Annotated in this window: 18 protein-coding genes; all 18 read left to right on the top strand. The window is 44.0% G+C overall.

The window, feature by feature from the left end; all coding sequences use genetic code 11:
* Nucleotides 1–626: 626 nt before the first annotated feature.
* The 18 genes from hpf (at nucleotide 627) to CDO33_RS17995 (ending at nucleotide 18,232) form a co-directional block, all read left to right on the top strand.
* A complete protein-coding gene (hpf, locus tag CDO33_RS18080; protein ID WP_103081689.1) occupies nucleotides 627–1,163 on the top strand; it encodes a ribosome hibernation-promoting factor, HPF/YfiA family in 537 nt (178 codons plus the stop codon).
* Nucleotides 1,164–1,372: 209 nt separating this feature from the next.
* Nucleotides 1,373–3,595 (top strand): DNA helicase PcrA, encoded by a 2,223-nt coding sequence (gene pcrA / locus CDO33_RS18075; protein WP_103081690.1) that lies wholly within the window; start codon nucleotides 1,373–1,375, stop codon nucleotides 3,593–3,595.
* Nucleotides 3,596–3,917: 322 nt separating this feature from the next.
* Nucleotides 3,918–4,118, top strand: coding sequence for a hypothetical protein (locus CDO33_RS20635; protein WP_133158692.1), 201 nt, complete (start codon nucleotides 3,918–3,920; stop codon nucleotides 4,116–4,118).
* A gap of 193 nt (nucleotides 4,119–4,311) precedes the next feature.
* On the top strand, nucleotides 4,312–5,568 hold the full coding sequence (gene hisZ, locus CDO33_RS18065; protein ID WP_103081692.1) for an ATP phosphoribosyltransferase regulatory subunit: 1,257 nt from the start codon (nucleotides 4,312–4,314) through the stop codon (nucleotides 5,566–5,568).
* Nucleotides 5,569–5,770: 202 nt separating this feature from the next.
* On the top strand, nucleotides 5,771–6,424 hold the full coding sequence (hisG, locus tag CDO33_RS18060; RefSeq protein ID WP_103081693.1) for an ATP phosphoribosyltransferase: 654 nt from the start codon (nucleotides 5,771–5,773) through the stop codon (nucleotides 6,422–6,424).
* Nucleotides 6,421–7,710, top strand: a complete 1,290-nt coding sequence (gene hisD, locus CDO33_RS18055; RefSeq protein WP_103081694.1) for a histidinol dehydrogenase — start codon at nucleotides 6,421–6,423, stop codon at nucleotides 7,708–7,710. The genes hisG and hisD overlap by 4 nt, the downstream gene beginning before the upstream one ends.
* A gap of 332 nt (nucleotides 7,711–8,042) precedes the next feature.
* Nucleotides 8,043–9,098: a histidinol-phosphate transaminase gene (gene hisC / locus CDO33_RS18050; RefSeq protein WP_103081695.1), complete on the top strand. Its 1,056-nt coding sequence runs from the start codon at nucleotides 8,043–8,045 to the stop codon at nucleotides 9,096–9,098.
* Nucleotides 9,099–9,195: 97 nt separating this feature from the next.
* Nucleotides 9,196–9,786: an imidazoleglycerol-phosphate dehydratase HisB gene (gene hisB / locus CDO33_RS18045; RefSeq protein ID WP_103081696.1), complete on the top strand. Its 591-nt coding sequence runs from the start codon at nucleotides 9,196–9,198 to the stop codon at nucleotides 9,784–9,786.
* Nucleotides 9,787–9,818: 32 nt separating this feature from the next.
* Nucleotides 9,819–9,989 carry a hypothetical protein gene (locus CDO33_RS20995; RefSeq protein WP_161496520.1) on the top strand — a complete coding sequence of 57 codons (171 nt, stop codon included), beginning with the start codon at nucleotides 9,819–9,821 and terminating at the stop codon, nucleotides 9,987–9,989.
* Nucleotides 9,990–10,028: 39 nt separating this feature from the next.
* The gene (locus tag CDO33_RS18035; protein ID WP_103081698.1) at nucleotides 10,029–10,913 is read left to right on the top strand and encodes a phosphoribosylaminoimidazolesuccinocarboxamide synthase; all 885 of its coding nucleotides are present in this window, start codon (nucleotides 10,029–10,031) and stop codon (nucleotides 10,911–10,913) included.
* A 25-nt stretch (nucleotides 10,914–10,938) separates the two neighbouring features.
* Nucleotides 10,939–11,562, top strand: coding sequence for an imidazole glycerol phosphate synthase subunit HisH (hisH, locus tag CDO33_RS18030; protein WP_103081699.1), 624 nt, complete (start codon nucleotides 10,939–10,941; stop codon nucleotides 11,560–11,562).
* A 49-nt stretch (nucleotides 11,563–11,611) separates the two neighbouring features.
* Nucleotides 11,612–12,325: a 1-(5-phosphoribosyl)-5-[(5-phosphoribosylamino)methylideneamino]imidazole-4-carboxamide isomerase gene (gene hisA / locus CDO33_RS18025; RefSeq protein WP_103081700.1), complete on the top strand. Its 714-nt coding sequence runs from the start codon at nucleotides 11,612–11,614 to the stop codon at nucleotides 12,323–12,325.
* 34 nt (nucleotides 12,326–12,359) lie between these two features.
* Nucleotides 12,360–13,121, top strand: a complete 762-nt coding sequence (gene hisF, locus CDO33_RS18020) for an imidazole glycerol phosphate synthase subunit HisF (RefSeq protein ID WP_103081701.1) — start codon at nucleotides 12,360–12,362, stop codon at nucleotides 13,119–13,121.
* Nucleotides 13,122–13,265: 144 nt separating this feature from the next.
* The gene (gene hisIE, locus CDO33_RS18015; protein ID WP_242973901.1) at nucleotides 13,266–13,964 is read left to right on the top strand and encodes a bifunctional phosphoribosyl-AMP cyclohydrolase/phosphoribosyl-ATP diphosphatase HisIE; all 699 of its coding nucleotides are present in this window, start codon (nucleotides 13,266–13,268) and stop codon (nucleotides 13,962–13,964) included.
* Between the two features lie 17 nt (nucleotides 13,965–13,981).
* A complete protein-coding gene (locus tag CDO33_RS18010; RefSeq protein ID WP_161496521.1) occupies nucleotides 13,982–15,145 on the top strand; it encodes a tetratricopeptide repeat protein in 1,164 nt (387 codons plus the stop codon).
* Nucleotides 15,146–15,566: 421 nt separating this feature from the next.
* A complete protein-coding gene (gene groES, locus CDO33_RS18005; protein WP_103081704.1) occupies nucleotides 15,567–15,851 on the top strand; it encodes a co-chaperone GroES in 285 nt (94 codons plus the stop codon).
* 114 nt (nucleotides 15,852–15,965) lie between these two features.
* The gene (gene groL / locus CDO33_RS18000) at nucleotides 15,966–17,591 is read left to right on the top strand and encodes a chaperonin GroEL (RefSeq protein ID WP_103081705.1); all 1,626 of its coding nucleotides are present in this window, start codon (nucleotides 15,966–15,968) and stop codon (nucleotides 17,589–17,591) included.
* Nucleotides 17,592–17,728: 137 nt separating this feature from the next.
* A complete protein-coding gene (locus CDO33_RS17995; RefSeq protein ID WP_103081706.1) occupies nucleotides 17,729–18,232 on the top strand; it encodes a DUF6106 family protein in 504 nt (167 codons plus the stop codon).
* Nucleotides 18,233–18,237 lie beyond the last annotated feature (5 nt).

Genomic DNA, 18,237 nt, shown 5'->3' with positions numbered 1-18,237 from the left:
CTGCCATATTCTGTACCATGTTCCTGACATTTCGACAAGTTAATTAACATAGCCTGTGCAAATCAAAAGCTTGGATGCCACTTCCTCAATGCAATGTTATAATATTAACAAAAAAGACACAATGTTATCCACATGTCGAAAGCTTGTATATGAGTTATTCACAGATGTATCCACATTATTCACAGGACAAGTATACACAAAACAGGCGTTTTGTGGAAAAAATGTGGACAAATATGGAAAACAAGCATTGAAAAGCTTAATTTCCGGGTAGTTGGGAGATACTTTTGTGCATTATAACAAAAATGTGACAAAAAAGGATTTCTTGATAAAGTATCGAATATTAATAATATATAAGGAAAAATGTTTTGTACATGTTTTAGATTGATATTTGAAAATTCGGGTAAAAATAAAGTAGCAGCTAAAGCTAAGAAAAAGGCGCTCTTTTGACTGCTGTAAGATACCAGGATGTTTGGTATGTACATCGGAGGTATTTACAATTATCGGTAACGCAAAAAACCAGAGGTTGAAAAAGCAGTTATCATGCAATCCGTGCAGTTTGCGCAGTTTGAATTAAGACAGCTTAAATGGCAGGCTGCGCTTATTATAAGAAAGGAGCTGTGACGCATATGAAGTTCATAGTTAGCGGAAAAAACATCGAGGTAACAGAGGCATTACGGGACAGAGCAATCAAGAAATTGAGCAGGCTGGAGAGGTTTTTTAGCCCGGAAACGGAAGCCCATGTGACGCTAAGTGTCGAAAAGATAAGGCAGATAGTAGAAGTTACTATCCCTTACAAGGGGATGATTTTCAGAGCGGAAGTAGCTAATGAAGATATGTATGCATCTATCGATAAAGCAATAGATATCCTGGAAAGGCAGATAAGGAAGAATAAAACCAGATTGGAAAAGAAGCTGCGTGACGGAGCCTTTGTAGCCGGAACGGTTCCGGCAAACACCGAAGCTGCCGTGGAAGAAGAAAGCGAATTCAAGATAGTGAGATCAAAGAAGTTTGCCATAAAACCCATGGATGTGGAGGAAGCGATATTGCAGATGAATCTTTTGGGGCATGAGTTTTTCGTTTTCTCAAACGCCGATACCAACCTTGTAAACGTGGTTTACAGGAGAAAAGACGGGAATTATGGACTGATAGAGCCCGAGTATTGATGAAAGCAGATTTATCATAAATTTATCCTATGTGAAACCATGCTTACCAAACAAACTTTCTTATTTGGTTGAACAAGTTGATAATTTAAGCTATAATAAAAAATGCCGTTATATGATAACGGCATTTTTTATGGCGTACATAATGGTTTAAAACAGTTTCTGGAAATGGACATTTCCTTTTTAATATTTGAATTCGGAGAGGTTACCATATGGAATTACTAGAAGGATTGAACAAAGAGCAGAAGGAAGCCGTACTGCATGTGGATGGACCGCTTCTCATCCTGGCAGGAGCAGGTTCGGGAAAAACCAGGGTATTGACCCATAGGATAGCATATCTGATAAATGAAAAAAACGTACATCCTGCAAATATTTTGGCAATAACTTTTACAAATAAGGCAGCCAGGGAGATGAAGGAAAGGGTAGAGAAGCTCATAGGCGATATGGCTGAAAGCATGTGGGTAAGTACATTTCATTCCACCTGCGTTAGAATACTGAGAAGGGACATAGAAAAGATCGGCTATGAGAGGAGTTTTGTGATATACGATTCGGCAGACCAGCAGACGGTCATTAAAGACTGTCTGAAGGAGCTTAATCTGAACGAGAAGAATTTCCCTCCCCGACAGGTGCTGGAGATGATAGGGAAGGCCAAAGACGAGCTGATTGAGCCACAGATCTTTGAAAAAATGCATGCCGCCGATTACAGGATGAGCAAGGTGGCATCAGTATACAAGCTGTACCAGAGAAAGCTCAAGCAGAATAATGCTTTGGACTTTGACGACATCATAATGATGACCATAAAGCTGTTTCTGGATAATCCTCCTGTGCTGGATTATTACCAGAGGAAGTTCCGATACATCCTTGTAGATGAATATCAGGATACCAATACCGCCCAGTACTCTCTGATAAGCCTGCTGGCTCAGGGGCATAAAAACCTGTGTGTGGTGGGCGACGATGACCAGTCAATTTACAGCTTCAGGGGTGCCAACATCAGAAACATCCTCGACTTTGAGAAGGAATTTAAAGGATGCAAGGTTATAAAGCTGGAGCAGAACTACCGCTCAACCCGGACCATTCTGGAGGCTGCCAACAATGTGATAAAAAATAATCTTGGCAGAAAGAGAAAGAGTCTGTGGACAGATAACCCTGAAGGGGAAAAAATACTGTATCGACAATGCGGCAATGAACATGAGGAGGCTATGTTTGCCGCCAATGAGATAAAAAAACAGGTATCGGCCGGAAAAAGAGAATATAAGGATTTTGCCGTGCTGTACCGGATAAACGCCCAGTCCCGTGTGCTGGAAGAGATGTTCATGAGGGAAGGCATCCCGTACAAAATCGTGGGAGGGCTGAAATTCTACGATAGAAAAGAAATCAAAGATGTCCTGGCATATCTCAGGGTGGTGCAGAACCCTGCCGACAATATCAGCCTGAAGAGGATTATCAACGTGCCCAAAAGGGGTATAGGAAACACGACGGTGGAGAATGCCGAAGCCATAGCAGTGGAGAGGAATGTGAGCATTTTCAGTATTATATCCTCTGCTTCTGAGATTCCGCAGCTGCAGAGGGCATCATCAAAATTGGAATCTTTTGTTACAATGATATCGAAATTCAGGGTATACAAGGAGACCATGAAGGTTTCCGAGCTGATACAGGCGATTATTGAGCAGTCAGGAATACTGGGAGAACTGCAGGAAGAGGATACTGTGGAATCCCAGACGAGGATTGAGAATATAAAAGAGTTTATCTCGGTTGCTCTGGAATTTGAGGCCAAGAGCGAGGAGCAAACCCTGGAGGAGTTTCTTGCCCAGGTATCCCTTGTTTCGGATATTGATAACCTCGAAGAGGAAAGGGATGCCGCCGTGATGATGACTTTGCACAGCGCCAAGGGTTTGGAATTTCCGGTGGTGTTCCTGGTGGGGATGGAGGAAGGGGTATTTCCCGGATACCGTTCCATGACTGACGAAACCGAACTGGAGGAAGAGAGAAGGCTCTGCTATGTAGGCATAACCAGGGCAAAGGAGAGGCTCTACCTTACCAGCACGCAGTCGAGGACATTGTTCGGAAATACCACATATAACAAGGTATCAAGATTTATCCGCGAAATCCCCGAGGAGCTTCTCGATGATGTTAACGAGGCTGAGAAAAGAAGGTCAGCGGGATTAAGACAACTGAACATACAGAGCCAGGTCAGGGAAAAGCCAAGCTTTGGAGTTCCAAAGGCTTTTGGAACAGTGACACCTGTTCCTGTTAAAAAAGCGTCGGCGGATGGAAGCTATAATGTAGGAGATAAGGTGTCACACAAAAAATTCGGTGCAGGAATCATAACTAAAATAGAAAAGGAAAAGGATGATTACAAGCTGGAGATCTTTTTTGAAAAAGCAGGCATGAAGAGGCTCATGGCAGCTTTTGCCAACCTGACCAAGCTGAATTAGAAATGCTGTAAAAATTGAAGGAATTCATCCTTTTTCCGCAGGGTGCATAATCCGGGCAAAATGTACGGATAATATGGTATGGATGCCACTCTTTATATATATAAGTAATCAAGTGTGGCCTGCCATATTTACCAGCGCTGAATAATGGACAGCCTGAGGTTCTAGCACTACGGCCATGCGGCAAACTCGATTTAGCGGGGCTTATTTGCCGGATGTCTTGCGTTCCTCACAAGACAAGGCTGCCATTATAATATGTGTCAGCTCAACTCCCTATTTTATAAGGGAGGAGTTTTTTGGCACTTTGTTAAAGAGGAGGGATGGCATGATGAATGACTATGCCAGTGATGAGAATATGGCTGTTGCCGCGCAATCCTGCAGGCGCTTCAAATCCAGCAACTCCTTGAAAAGAAAGTTCGTTGATCCTTCGGAAGGTGTATCCTGCAGAATATGCGACAACTGGAACGGTTCAAAGTGCATCGCAAATTCGTTTGACTCGGTGCTTACCGGACTGGGCCGGGATTAGAAAGACAACCCAATATTTGTTTTACATAGCAGCAGGTGGAGTGCGCGGTGATACCGGTGTTCCATCTGTTATTTTTATATAATTTTCCTTTTTTTGTTGACAGGGAATATCACAATCGTTATAATGTTGTTAATTCATCAATTTATTGATTTATCATAATAAAGCAGTAAAGCGTTAAAGTGAGGTGCTTGAATTGTCCAAGTGGAAGATATACACGCCTGAGGGGGTTCAGGATATACTTTTTGAAGAATGCTACGGAAAGAGGAACCTGGAGGAGAAGGTCAGGAAACTCTTCCGGAGCTGCGGGTATTATGAAGTTGAAACTCCTTCCATTGAATTTTACGATGTGTTTTGTTCCGATGATGACCAAATCCCCCAGGAAATGATGTTTAAATTTTTCGACCAGCAGGGAAGGATACTGGTTTTAAGGCCTGATATCACTATACCTGTTGCCCGGCTTACTGCTACAAAATATAAGGATAGGGAACGCCCGATAAGGTTCTTTTATATAGATAAAACTTTTAGGTACAATGAGCTGGGTGGAGGAAAGCAAAAGGAATTCACTCAGGCAGGGGTGGAGATCATGGGATCGAGCACTCCGGAGTCGGACGCGGAGGTTATCGCCACCGCCATAAGCGCCGTAGAAGCGGCAGGAATTGAAAACTTCCAGATTGATATAGGACAGGTGGAATTTTTTAAGGGGCTCGTAGAGGAGACGGGGCTGTCGAAGCAGGATGCGGAGAATCTGCGCGCCCTTATTGACAGGAAGGACTATCCGGCCATAGAAGAACTGGTAAGGGGATATGACATTCGGGATGACCTTAAGGAGCTGATTCAAAGCCTGCCAGGCCTTTTTGGCTCCGTTGATGTTATTGACAGGGCTGAAAAGGTGGCTCTCAACAAACGGTCTTTAAGAGCTCTTGCCAATTTAAGGGAGGTCATAGAGATCCTGGAGGACTATGGATTGGGTAAATATATATCGGTGGACCTGGGCATGCTTCAAAGCCTCGACTACTACACCGGCATAATTTTCAGGGGATTTACTTACGGAGTAGGTTTCCCGGTGGTAAGCGGAGGAAGGTATGATAATCTTGTAGGGCAGTTCGGTGTCGATTGTCCTGCTACAGGTTTTTCGCTGGGTATAAACATGATAATGATGGCTCTGGAAAAGCAAAAGCCTGTACTGGAGAAACCGTCCGTGGACAGCCTCATCTGCTGCAAAAGAGAGGGAAGAAGCACTGCGTTTAAGGTATGCAGCGAACTGAGAAGACAAGGCTTGACCGTGGAAATGGATATAAATGGCGGTGGAATTGAAGCTTCTTTGAAGTATGCTGCAAGCAAGGGCATTGGCGGTATCATTTATGTGAAGGATGAGGAAAATATTGAAGTTCACAATATTGAAACCCGGGAAGTTATCAGAACAAGCATAAGTGAAATTCTCAAGGGTTGATAGGGTTGTATGAATCAGGTGGCATAAAGTAAGAAGATGAAAGGTACTATCCGGATCAAGAGATGTATAGGTTCCATATAAAAAGAAGTGTGCTAATCATCTTATCCTTATTAAACATTAAACGAATTTCCTCCAGTGCAAAGCATCGCATAAAAAGTGCTATCGGTCACTGACGAGATGATAAAAGACAGGGGTGTTTATTATGAGGTATCTATCCATAGCCATGTCAAAAGGCAGGCTTACTGATCTCAGCATAGAGCTGTTTGAAAATATAGGGATTGACTGCTCGGATCTTAAGGATTCATCCCGGAAGCTTATACTGACGGATGAAAAAAACAAAATACGGTTTTTCCTGGTAAAGCCCAGCGATGTACCTACCTATGTTGATTATGGGGCTGCCGACATAGGTATAGTTGGGAAGGATACCCTCCTGGAGGAGGGAAGGGACTTGTATGAGGTGCTGAACCTGGGATTCGGGGCGTGCAGAATGGTTGTAGCAGGCCCGGCTGAGCTGCAGGGGAAGCTGGACAGCTTAAATAATAAGAGGGTGGCGACAAAATATCCCAGGATAGCGAGAGAATATTTCGAGCATAAAAGGCGGGAATCCATAGAGGTCATTAAATTGAATGGGTCAGTGGAACTGGCGCCTCTTGTGGGTCTTGCCGAGGTGATAGTGGACATTGTGGAAAGCGGACGAACTTTGAGGGAAAATGGGCTTGTGGTGCTGGAAACCATTGCGGATATAAGCGCCAGAATGGTGGTAAACAGGGTGAGCATGAAGATGGAAAGCGACAGGATAAACAGGATCATAGAGGGTGTAAGAAAGCAGCTGGATCGAAGGAGGGAGCAGGGTTGATTAAGGTTATTGATATGAGGGACGACAAGAAAGGTGACATATACGGAAGACTGCCGGACAGGATCAGCATGGACGACAGCAGCATTATGAAAACGGTGGGAGAGGTGATAAGCAGCGTAAGACAAAAGGGAGACGAGGCTTTAATGGAATATGCCTCCCGTTTTGATAATGTGAAACTCACCGCCGAGACCATGAGGGTTTCGAAGGAAGAGATAGCTGAAGCCTATAGCAGGGTTGACGGCGAGTTGATAGAAGTAATAAGAAAAGCAAAAGCAAATATTGAGGCCTTCCATGCAAAGCAAAAGGAGAATTCCTGGTTTTCCTCAGAAAAGGACGGCGTGATTTTGGGACAGCTGTACAGGCCGATGGAAATTGTGGGTGTGTATGTGCCCGGCGGTACGGCTGCATATCCTTCCTCTGTGCTGATGAATGTCGTGCCGGCAAAAGTGGCCGGGGTACCAAAGGTGGTGATGGTGACTCCACCAAAGAAGGAAGGCATCAATCCGGCAGTTCTTGTGGCGGCTAATGAAGCCGGTGTGGATGAAATATACAGGATTGGCGGTGCTCAGGCGGTTGCAGCCCTGGCTTTCGGCACCGAAAGCATTCCCAAGGTGGATAAGATTGTCGGCCCGGGTAACATATATGTAGCTACAGCAAAAAGAATGGTTTATGGTTACTGTGACATTGATGCTGTTGCCGGGCCCAGCGAGATAACGGTAGTTGCTGATGAGACTGCGAATCCCTGCTTTGTCGCAGCCGATATGCTGTCCCAGGCGGAGCATGATGTTATGGCTTCGGCTATTTTGATAACAACTTCCGAAAGGCTGGCAGAAGAAGTCAAAAAAGAGTTGGAAAAGCAAGCTTCCCGGCTTTCCAGAAAGGAAATAATAGAAAAATCCCTTGAAAACTACGGAGCAATAATTATCACCGAAAGCTTGGAGAAAGCGATGGAGGTCGCCAACCGGATCGCTCCGGAACATCTTGAGCTATGCGTACAGGAGCCTTTCAGCCTGCTGGGGTCGGTAAGAAATGCGGGAGCCATATTCCTTGGGAATTACTCATCGGAACCCCTGGGAGACTATTTTGCAGGACCCAACCATGTGCTTCCCACCAGCGGAACTGCGCGGTTTTTCTCCCCTTTGAATGTGGGAGATTTCATAAAGAAATCCAGCATCATTTCCTATAGCGCAAAAGCTCTGGGAAGTGTAAAGGATGATGTGATACGCTTTGCAGAAGCAGAAGGTCTCACAGCCCATGCCAACGCCATCAGGATAAGGTTTGAGTGACCGGCGGCTGCCGTCTATTGTTTTTGACGGCGAAACCTACGCATAGAAGCGCCGGAACTTCAAGCTAATTTTACTTAAAGCTGATTTTGCTTTATCATAGTTGGATTTAAGTGAAAAGCAATTGGCGAAAGGCTTATTTCACCCGAAGCATGGTATGTTTGGATTATTAACATGTCTGCCATGCTTTTGAGCTTGGACAGATGGAATTAAGCTTCGGCGGAAAAGTTGAAGGAGCCTTAAAACCGTTGCTTTCTGGTGCTACAAAGCAGTACTGATATTATTACTCAACGCCAAATGGCTTTTGGTGACGAATCACTATATGAGGTGCAAATATGAACAAATATTGGAGCGATGTCTTAAAAAGGCTGGAACCGTATGTTCCTGGTGAACAGCCTAAAGACAAAAAATATATTAAGCTGAATACCAATGAGAATCCCTACCCTCCTTCTCCAAGGGCAATTGAGGCGATAAGGCAGGCTGCGGATGAAAGGCTGAGGTTATACCCCGCCCCTGATTGCGATGAGTTGAAGCATGTCCTCGCCGAGAATTTGGGCGTAAAAAAGGAACAGGTATTTGTAGGAAACGGATCGGATGAAGTACTGGCCTTTTCCTTTGCCGCCTTTTTTAATCCGGGAGAGCCCATACTTTTTCCCGACATCACGTACACTTTCTATCCGGTATATTGCCAGCTTTACGGCATAGATTACAGGACGATACCACTGGATGCCGATTTCAACATACCGGTGGAGGGTTTTTTACAGGACAACGGAGGAATTATTTTTGCCAATCCCAATGCCCCTACGGGAAAATTCATGGATCTCGCCTCGGTGGAGAAAATAGTCAAAGAGAATATTGAAAGGGTAGTGGTCATCGACGAGGCTTATGTCGATTTTGGAGGCCAGTCGGCGGTAAAACTCATAGATAAATACCCAAATCTTTTAGTAATAAAGACGCTTTCCAAATCCCACTCCCTTGCAGGGCTTCGTATAGGCTTTGCCCTGGGGAATGCCGGCTTGATCGAAGGTCTTGACAGGGTCAAGAATTCCTTCAATTCGTATACCATCGATCGCATCGCTCTTGCGGGAGCGGCGGAAGCCATCAAAGATACGGCATATTTTGAAAAAACCCGGGCTAAGATCATACATACGAGGAAATGGGTGGGCCCGGAACTGGAAAAACTGGGATTTCGTCTCACGGACTCCTTGGCCAACTTTGTTTTTGCAAGCCATGCTTCACTGGATTCGGAATATTTGTTTAAAGCCTTGCGGGAAAAGGGAGTCCTTGTCAGGTATTTCAACAAGCCGAGAATAAACAATTATCTCAGGATCACCATTGGTACGGATCAGGAAATGGAGCAAATGATAAAGGTATTGAAAGAATTGATTTAATGAACAGGTTTAATATAAATTTCTAATAATTTATGGAATAGTTGTACATGCATCTGATATAATAAGACTGATTTTGGATGGTTAGGCGGAGGAAAAAATGGAAAGAAAAGCTGAAATGTCGAGAAAGACTGCTGAAACGGAAATACAGCTGGAACTGGACTTGGACGGCAGGGGATTGTCCGATATCGATACCGGAATAGGTTTCTTCGATCATATGCTCAATTTATTTACAAAGCACGGGCTTTTTAATCTCACTGTCAAGGCCAAGGGAGACCTGGAGGTGGATGCCCACCATACCGTTGAGGATGTGGGAATTGTGCTGGGCGGCGCAATTCGCGCTGCGCTGGGGGATAAAAAGTCAATTAAGAGATACGGTTCTTCCCATGTTCCTATGGATGAAGCTTTGGCGATGGTCGTTATAGATCTCGGAGGAAGACCTTATTTAGTATTTGACGCAAAGTTTACCCAGGATAGAGTAGGCAATATGGATACTGAGCTTGTCGAGGAATTTTTCCGTGCTATCGCTTTTAACGCCGGCATGAATTTACATATTAAAGTCCTTTACGGAAGCAATAACCATCATATTATAGAAGCGATTTTTAAAGCCTTTGGAAGAGCTCTGGATGAGGCTTGCAGGATTGACGAGAGGATAGAAGGAGTCATGTCCACAAAGGGAACGATCATATAACCGGAGGTTTACCATTAGCAGCCTGCCGATGATTGTTGGCAACGCAGCAGATAAAGGAAAAAGCGCATTGCATCCGGCAACATGTGATTTTGCATGGCCGGGAGGATGGCGAAACAATAATGGGAATAGATTCGGCAAAGGCAATGACTGCAAAAGGAAAACAAACCTTTTCAAATGGCCGGTGGATGATAGCCGGCAAGTAATGAAAAAATAAGCCTGATAGCTAGAAGGGAGTTGATTTTTTGTTAATAAATGATACAAGCTTTATAAAGCGACCCATATTTGTGAAGGGAAAAGTAAGAGATGTGTATGACCTTGGGGACAAGCTCCTCATAGTAGTTACAGACAGGATATCCGCTTTTGATGTTGTATTTCCAAATCTGATACCCGATAAAGGAAAGGTTCTAAACAGCATTTCTGAGTTCTGGTTCAACTACACATCCGATATAATAGGCAATCACATGATAACCACCGATGTCAGCCAATATCCGGAGGAGCTCTCTCAGTTCAAGGAAGAGCTGCAGGGCAGGTCGATGCTTGTAAAAAAGGTGGATATGGTTCCGGCGGAATGCATAGTCAGAGGCTATTTGGAAGGTTCAGGCCTCAAGGAATATAATAAAACAGGAAGCATCTGCGGTGTGAAGCTGCCTGAAGGCCTGAAGCAGGCAGACAAGCTTCCGGAACCGATATTTACCCCCTCTACAAAAGTTCAGGACGGGCATGACCAGAATGTGACCTTTGAAGAGCTGGCTGATGCTATAGGAAGAGATCTGGCCGAAAAGCTTAAAGATATCAGTCTGAAGCTTTACAAAAAAGCCAGCAGTTATGCGGAAAGCAGAGGGCTTATACTGGCGGATACAAAGTTTGAGTTTGGAATGCTGGACGGCAAACTGGTGGTTGCAGATGAGATATTTACGCCGGACTCATCAAGGTTCTGGGCGATGGACGACTATGAGCCCGGAAGGCCGCAGAAGAGTTTTGACAAGCAGTATCTGAGGGATTACCTTGAATCAATAACATGGGACAAACAGCCACCGGCTCCTTCACTGCCGGACTATGTGATAGAAAAGACAAGGGAGAAATACCTGGAAGCTTATGAGCGCATAACCGGCAAAAAGCTGGAATGACCCATTAGGTAGGAGCTGAGTTGTTTTGATTGCTATCATAGATTATGGTGTTGGAAATTTAAGAAGTGTGGAAAAAGCTTTTGAGTATATAGGCTGTGATACCGTAATTACCAGTGACAGAAAAACCATATTGCAGGCCGATGCGGTAGTTTTGCCGGGAGTGGGGGCCTTTGCCGATGCCATGGAAAACCTGGGAAAGGCGGATATGATTGAGGTTGTCAAAGAAGTGGTAAGCAAAAATACGCCTTTTCTTGGAATATGCCTTGGAATGCAGCTGTTATTCGACTACAGCGAAGAAGGCGGAGAGAATGTGAAAGGCCTTGGCATATTTAAAGGCTCAATAAAGCAGCTGCCTGTAGATAAGGGTTTGAAAGTTCCCCATATAGGCTGGAATCTCCTGAAACTGAAAGACAACTGTCCTATCTTTGATGGTTTACCGGAAAACCCTTACGTCTATTTCGTGCATTCCTACTATCTGGCAGCCGATGATAGGGATATCGTCAAGGCGACTGCAGATTATGGAATTGAGTTTGATGCTGCTGTAGGAAGAGGCAATGTTTTCGCAGTGCAGTTTCATCCTGAGAAAAGCGGAGAAGTAGGGCTTAGCATGCTGAGAAATTTTGTTAAGGTCGCAGGGGCTAAGCTATAGATAAAGCAAGATATTCAGATTTAATCCATGTTTTATGGGAGGAAGAGATATGATTATTTACCCGGCTATAGATGTTAAGGACGGAAAATGTGTAAGGCTTGTCCAGGGACAGTTCAATGCTGTTACTGTTTATTCCGACGACCCGGTGGAGATGGCTCTTAAATGGGAAAAGCTTGGAGCGCAGTATCTGCATGTGATAGATCTGGACGGAGCGAGATGCGGAGAACCGCAAAACATCGCCGTGATAAGTGAAATGGCTGTAAAACTCGGCATACCTGTACAGGTGGGCGGTGGCATAAGGACAATTGAGACTATGGAAATTGTCCTTTGCAAGGGAATTGAGCGTATTATCCTGGGTACATCGGCGGTCAAGGACCCCAAACTGGTGAAGCACGCCTTGCAGAACTTTGAGAACAATGTAGTCATAGGTATTGATGCGCGCGACGGAATGGTGGCTATAGAGGGATGGGCCAAGACCAGCAACTTTACTGCTGTAGGGTTCGCCAAAAAGATGGAGGAGCTGGGTGCAAAAACCATCATATATACCGACATCTCCAGGGATGGCATGCTTACGGGACCCAACTTCAAAGCTATGGAAGAGATGGTGAAAGAGGTTGGGGTAGACATCATTGCTTCAGGCGGTATCAGCAGCATTGACGACATAAAAAGGCTGAAGGATATCGGTGTGGCGGGAGCCATAATCGGTAAAGCGCTTTATACCGGAGATATAGACTTAGTAGAAGCTCTGGAAGCTGCGAAATAACTTTACTTTTTTATTGGAATGGCGGGAGATTCATATGCTTACCAAAAGAATTATTCCCTGCCTTGATGTGCATGCAGGGAGGGTTGTTAAAGGTGTTAACTTTATAAATATAAGAGATGCAGGAGACCCTGTTGAAGTTGCGGCTGTTTATGATAAAGCCGGGGCTGATGAACTGGTTTTCCTTGATATAACCGCATCCAGCGATGCACGGAATATAATGCTGGATGTTGTAAGCCGAGTTGCCGAGCAGGTATTCATACCTTTTACGGTAGGCGGCGGCATCAGGGAAGTGGACGATTTCCGGGAAATATTGAAGGCCGGAGCTGATAAGATATCTGTAAATTCAGCCGCAATCAGGAGACCGGAGCTGGTGTCCGAAGCTGCATGGCGCTTTGGAAGCCAATGCGTGGTGGTGGCTATTGACGCTAAAAAAAGGCAGGATGGCTCCGGATGGGAAGTATACATTAATGGTGGAAGAATCAATACGGGAAAAGATGCTGTTGAATGGGCTGTGGAGGCGGAAAAGCTTGGTGCCGGGGAGATTTTGCTCACCAGCATGGATTGTGACGGGACTAAGAACGGATATGATATAGAGCTTACCAGAACTATTTCGGAGAGTGTGGGAATCCCTGTCATAGCCTCCGGCGGTGCGGGCAACATGGAACATTTTTATGATGTGCTGACCGAAGGTAAGGCTGATGCGGCTTTGGCAGCATCTCTGTTTCATTTCAGGGAATTGGAGATACTGGCATTAAAAGGTTACCTGAAAGATAAAGGAATAAGCGTGAGAACATAATAAGCAAAACCGGCTTTTTACGTAAGAATTCCCATTTTGGCTGAAAAGGCTGGGATATTGCGAAAAAGAAGTACGGTTATATATGCCAGTATTGATGGTTATATAAGGAAATAGGGAGTTTTTTACATTGCAGGAGGAATGATGATTAAGAATATTGTAGATGAGCTGAAGTTTGACGAAAGAGGATTGATACCGGTAGTTACTCAGGATAACAGGACTGATGAGGTTCTGATGGTTGCATATATGAACCGGGAGGCCTTTGAGAAGTCTGTGGAAACCGGCATGGTCCATTACTGGAGCAGGAGCAGAGGCAAACTTTGGCTAAAGGGTGAGACATCAGGACATTTCCAGAGGATCAGGTCCATAAGCTATGACTGTGACGGGGATACGCTGCTGATAAAGGTTGATCAGACCGGAGCGGCCTGTCATACAGGACACCACTCATGCTTTTATCGGAAGCTTAATATAGAGGATGTACAGGATGGCAAATGCCAGGCCGAAGCCAAACCAGCGGAAAATCCCTGTACCTTTGGACAGCCTTGTGATGATGAGCAGAAAGGAAACCTGGCAGAAGTGCTTCAGGAGGTATATAACACGGTAACGGACAGGAAGATTCATCCTAAGGAAGGTTCCTATACCAACTACCTTTTTAGCAAAGGACTGGATAAGATATTAAAAAAGGTAGGAGAAGAAGCTTCGGAAGTTATTATTGCATCAAAAAACGGAAATCCTAATGAAATAAAAGGAGAAATCGCAGACCTGCTGTATCACCTCTGCGTTTTGATGGTGGAAAGAGGCGTAAAGCTGGACGACATATATGAAGAGCTCAAAAGCAGAAGATAAAAAAGATGGTATTTGCGATGGTAGGTGATATATTGAAAAAAGGGAGAATTATCCCGTTTGAGCAGGGTGCGGAAATATGCTTCAGGTCAGGACTAAAATATGCCGACAGGAGGCAGTTTGACAAAGCTCTGAAATATTTTAATAAGGCTGTGCAAATAGAGCCTTTCAATGCAGACTATCAGTTTAACCTGGCGACGGTGTATGCTGAATTGCAGGATATCAGGAAGTCCAATGAAATACTGATGGGCATACTGGTAAACATAAATCCTGCATTGACAGAATGCTATTTTGCTATGGGCTGCAACTATTTTGACCTCCAGGATATGAAAAAAGCAAGGGAATGTTTTGAAAAATATGTTTACCACGACCCGGAGGGTATATTTGCAGACGATGCTTACGACATATTGTATTATTTGAAATTCTATGACGGTGCGCAGGGCAGAAAGCGTAAAGGAAAAAACTCATCCAGGCTTGCACGGGAAGGAAAAAAGCTGCTGGATGACTTAAAATTTGACGAGGCTTATAATAAGCTGGAAAAGGCTTTGGAAGAAGACCACGGCTCTGTTGATGCCAGAAATGACCTGGCTGTGCTTTGCTTTCTTAATGGAGATATAGAAAGGGCAATAAGCCTGGAAAAAAGTGCGCTCATCCTCCAGCGGGACAATCCGTTTTCCTTGTGTAATCTCGCTGTTCTTTATTCCTATAAAGGAGACGAGGAAAAGCTGAATTATCAGTTGGATTCTCTTACATATTCCCCGGTGGATTTCAGAAAACAGCTAAGGGAGATCGAAGAAATGTACAAAAAGCTGTGTGAAGTGGCGAAAGCGGTGGATGTGCATAGGTTGACGGACAGCATTGAGGGAATTTTGGAAGGGATGGAGAAGAAAAGCATCAAATGGGAAAAGGAATGGGATGATGTCATAGAATGTGCTGTTCAAAACCGGGAGACCATATACAGGGCAGGCTATGAGAAGGAATTGAGAAGCATCTGGATGAACTACATAAGAAGAATTGATCCGGACACAGCTCCAGTTATAAGAAAGAGGGAAGTCTGGGCGGCTGTGCTGGAATACGTTTACTGCCGCAGGCATCTGATCCGGGTCTCAAAAAGCAGTCTGGCCAAAAAGTATAGTGTATCTCCTTCCTCAATATCATACAGATTGAAGGATTTCGGAATATGAAACGTGAAACATTGAGTTTGCCCCCTCTAGAGAAGTCTTGGTGAAGCAGGAATGATTCAGAAATAGTAATGAAGAGCAGGGCGATGGAGCCATGTGCAGCTTCCGGAGAAACATGGATGAAGCAGAGGTGCTCTGTACTCCGGATTTGGGTCTTTATTGCCGGATTAATGGAATTGGGATGGGTTTTGATCTCGTTTTATGCGCATATTCTGGGGAATCTTTGTGGTATATCTAGTAGTGAAAAACGGTGAAATAACTTAAAATTGGGAGGAAAACCGGCAAAATTCGCTAAAAACAATATAATTTAGAAAAAACACATATTTGATTAAAAAAAGGAGAGAATATAATATTATTTATATGATTAGCACTCGATGATAGTGAGTGCTAATAAGTCCGAAATGTTAGAAGGAGGTATTTTTTTATGAAAATAAAACCCTTAGGTGAGAGAGTTGTCATTAAGATGCTTGAAACTGAAGAGACCACTAAGAGCGGTATAGTTCTGCCCGGTTCTGCAAAAGAAAAGCCACAGGTTGCTGAAGTGGTTGCAGTAGGTCCGGGAGGAGTTGTGGACGGCAAAGAGATAAAGATGGAAGTAAAAGTTGGAGACAAGGTAATTACCAGCAAATATGCAGGTACTGAAGTAAAATTTGACGGACAGGAATATACGATATTAAAACAGAGCGACATATTGGCGATAGTTGAGTAATGTGCTTCATACCGCCATTGATAAATAGTACTTAGCAAATCAATTCTATTTATTAACATATCATGCTTATCATATTGAATAAACACGGAAGTTTGACAAGGAGGGTATTATAGTATGGCAAAGCAAATAAAATTCGGTGAAGACGCCAGACGTGCATTGGAAAGAGGCGTTAACCAGTTAGCCGATACAGTAAAGATCACACTGGGACCAAAGGGTAGAAATGTTGTTCTTGACAAGAAATTCGGATCGCCTTTGATCACAAACGACGGCGTTACTATAGCTAAGGAAATCGAACTGGAAGATGAGTTCGAAAACATGGGAGCACAGCTGGTAAAAGAGGTTGCTACCAAAACTAACGATGTAGCCGGAGATGGTACAACTACAGCTACTCTGCTCGCTCAGGCTATAATAAGGGAAGGTCTGAAAAACGTAGCAGCAGGCGCTAATCCCATGATACTCAAGAAGGGTATGGCTGCAGCTGTTGAAGCAGCTGTTGAAGGTATAAAGGAAGTCAGCCGCAAGGTAAAAGGCAAGGAAGATATTGCAAGGGTAGCTTCCATATCTGCTAACGATGAAGTTATAGGCAGCCTGATAGCTGATGCTATGGAAAAGGTTACCAATGACGGGGTTATCACTGTGGAAGAGTCAAAGACCATGGGCACAAACCTCGAAGTTGTTGAAGGTATGCAGTTTGACAGAGGATATATTTCAGCTTACATGGTAACAGACACTGAAAAGATGGAAGCTGTTCTTGATGATCCATATATACTCATTACAGACAAGAAGTTAAGCAATATTCAGGACTTGCTGCCACTGCTCGAGCAGATCGTACAGCAGGGCAAGAAGCTGGTTATAATCGCTGAGGATGTTGAAGGCGAAGCTCTTTCAACTCTCGTACTTAACAAGCTGAGAGGTACATTCACATGCGTAGCTGTTAAGGCTCCTGGCTTCGGCGACAGGAGAAAGGCTATGCTGGAGGATATAGCTATACTTACAGGCGGTCAGGTTATCACCGAAGAACTGGGCCTGGATCTGAAAGAAACCAAGTTAAGCCAGCTGGGTAGAGCAAGACAGGTTAAAGTTCAGAAGGAAAATACAATAATTGTTGACGGCGCAGGAAAGCCTGATGCAATCAAGAAGAGAATCAATGCTATAAAAGCTCAGATTGAAGAGACAACTTCCGAATTTGATAAAGAAAAGCTTCAGGAAAGACTCGCTAAGCTTTCCGGCGGAGTTGCTGTAATCCAGGTTGGTGCTGCAACTGAAACTGAAATGAAGGAAAAGAAATTGAGAATAGAAGACGCTCTTGCAGCAACAAAAGCAGCAGTGGAAGAAGGTATCGTTCCTGGAGGCGGAACAGCATTGGTAAATGCTATAGCCAAGGTAGAGAAATTGCTTGATAAAGTAAGCGGGGACGAAAAGACTGGTGTACAGATAATAGCAAAGGCTCTGGAAGAACCTGTAAGGCAGATAGCAATCAATGCTGGACTGGAAGGCTCTGTCATTGTTGAAAAGGTTAAGAACAGCGAACCTGGTATAGGATTCGACGCATTGAATGAAAAATATGTGAACATGATCGAAGCTGGTATTGTTGATCCGACCAAGGTTACAAGGTCCGCTCTCCAGAACGCTGCTTCAGTGGCTGCCATGGTGCTCACTACTGAGAGCATTGTTGCTGATATTCCGGAGAAGGAAGCTCCAGCAGCTGGAGCACCCGGTGGAATGGGCGGAATGTATTAATATTTCCCGTCAGGAAAAGACCTATGATATTCATAGGTCTTTTTTTACACCATATTACGGTTGTTTATACATTTCTGGTGTGGTACAATTTATTGTGACAAAAGCAGAAGGATATACATGGCGGGGAGGATAAAAGCATGGATGTTTTCATGGAAAAAATAGTGAGCAAGAAAAAAGATGCAAAAGATCATTTGATAACGGTTGGTATACTTGTCGCAGGCGGTACCGCAATGCTGTTCGTGCCGATCATACCCATTATAGGCTCAATGGCGCTTATCATAGATGCAGGCATCATATATCTTATGTATTATCTGATAACATCAAGAAACGTAGAGTTTGAATATATAGTTACCAACGGTGATCTGGACATAGATAAAATAACTTCAAAAAGAAAAAGAAAGAGAGTTTTCAGTGCCCACTGCAAGGAGTTTGATGTTGTTGCAAAGCTCAACAGCGATAAATATGACAATGAAGCGAGAAACATCAGAAACCGCCTTGAACTGGTAAGCACGCTGCAGTCACCCGATGTTTATTTTGCTACTCTCACCTATAAGGGCGAGAGGACGATAGTCTTTTTCGAACCTGACGAAAGAATGCTGAATTCATTTAAGACCTTTATACCACGAAAAGTTTTTATATGACCTAA

Source organism: Clostridium thermosuccinogenes, assembly GCF_002896855.1.
GTDB lineage: Bacteria > Bacillota > Clostridia > Acetivibrionales > DSM-5807 > Pseudoclostridium > Pseudoclostridium thermosuccinogenes.
Note: the sequence above shows the minus strand (reverse complement) of the source record. Positions and strands in the feature narration are given on the sequence as shown.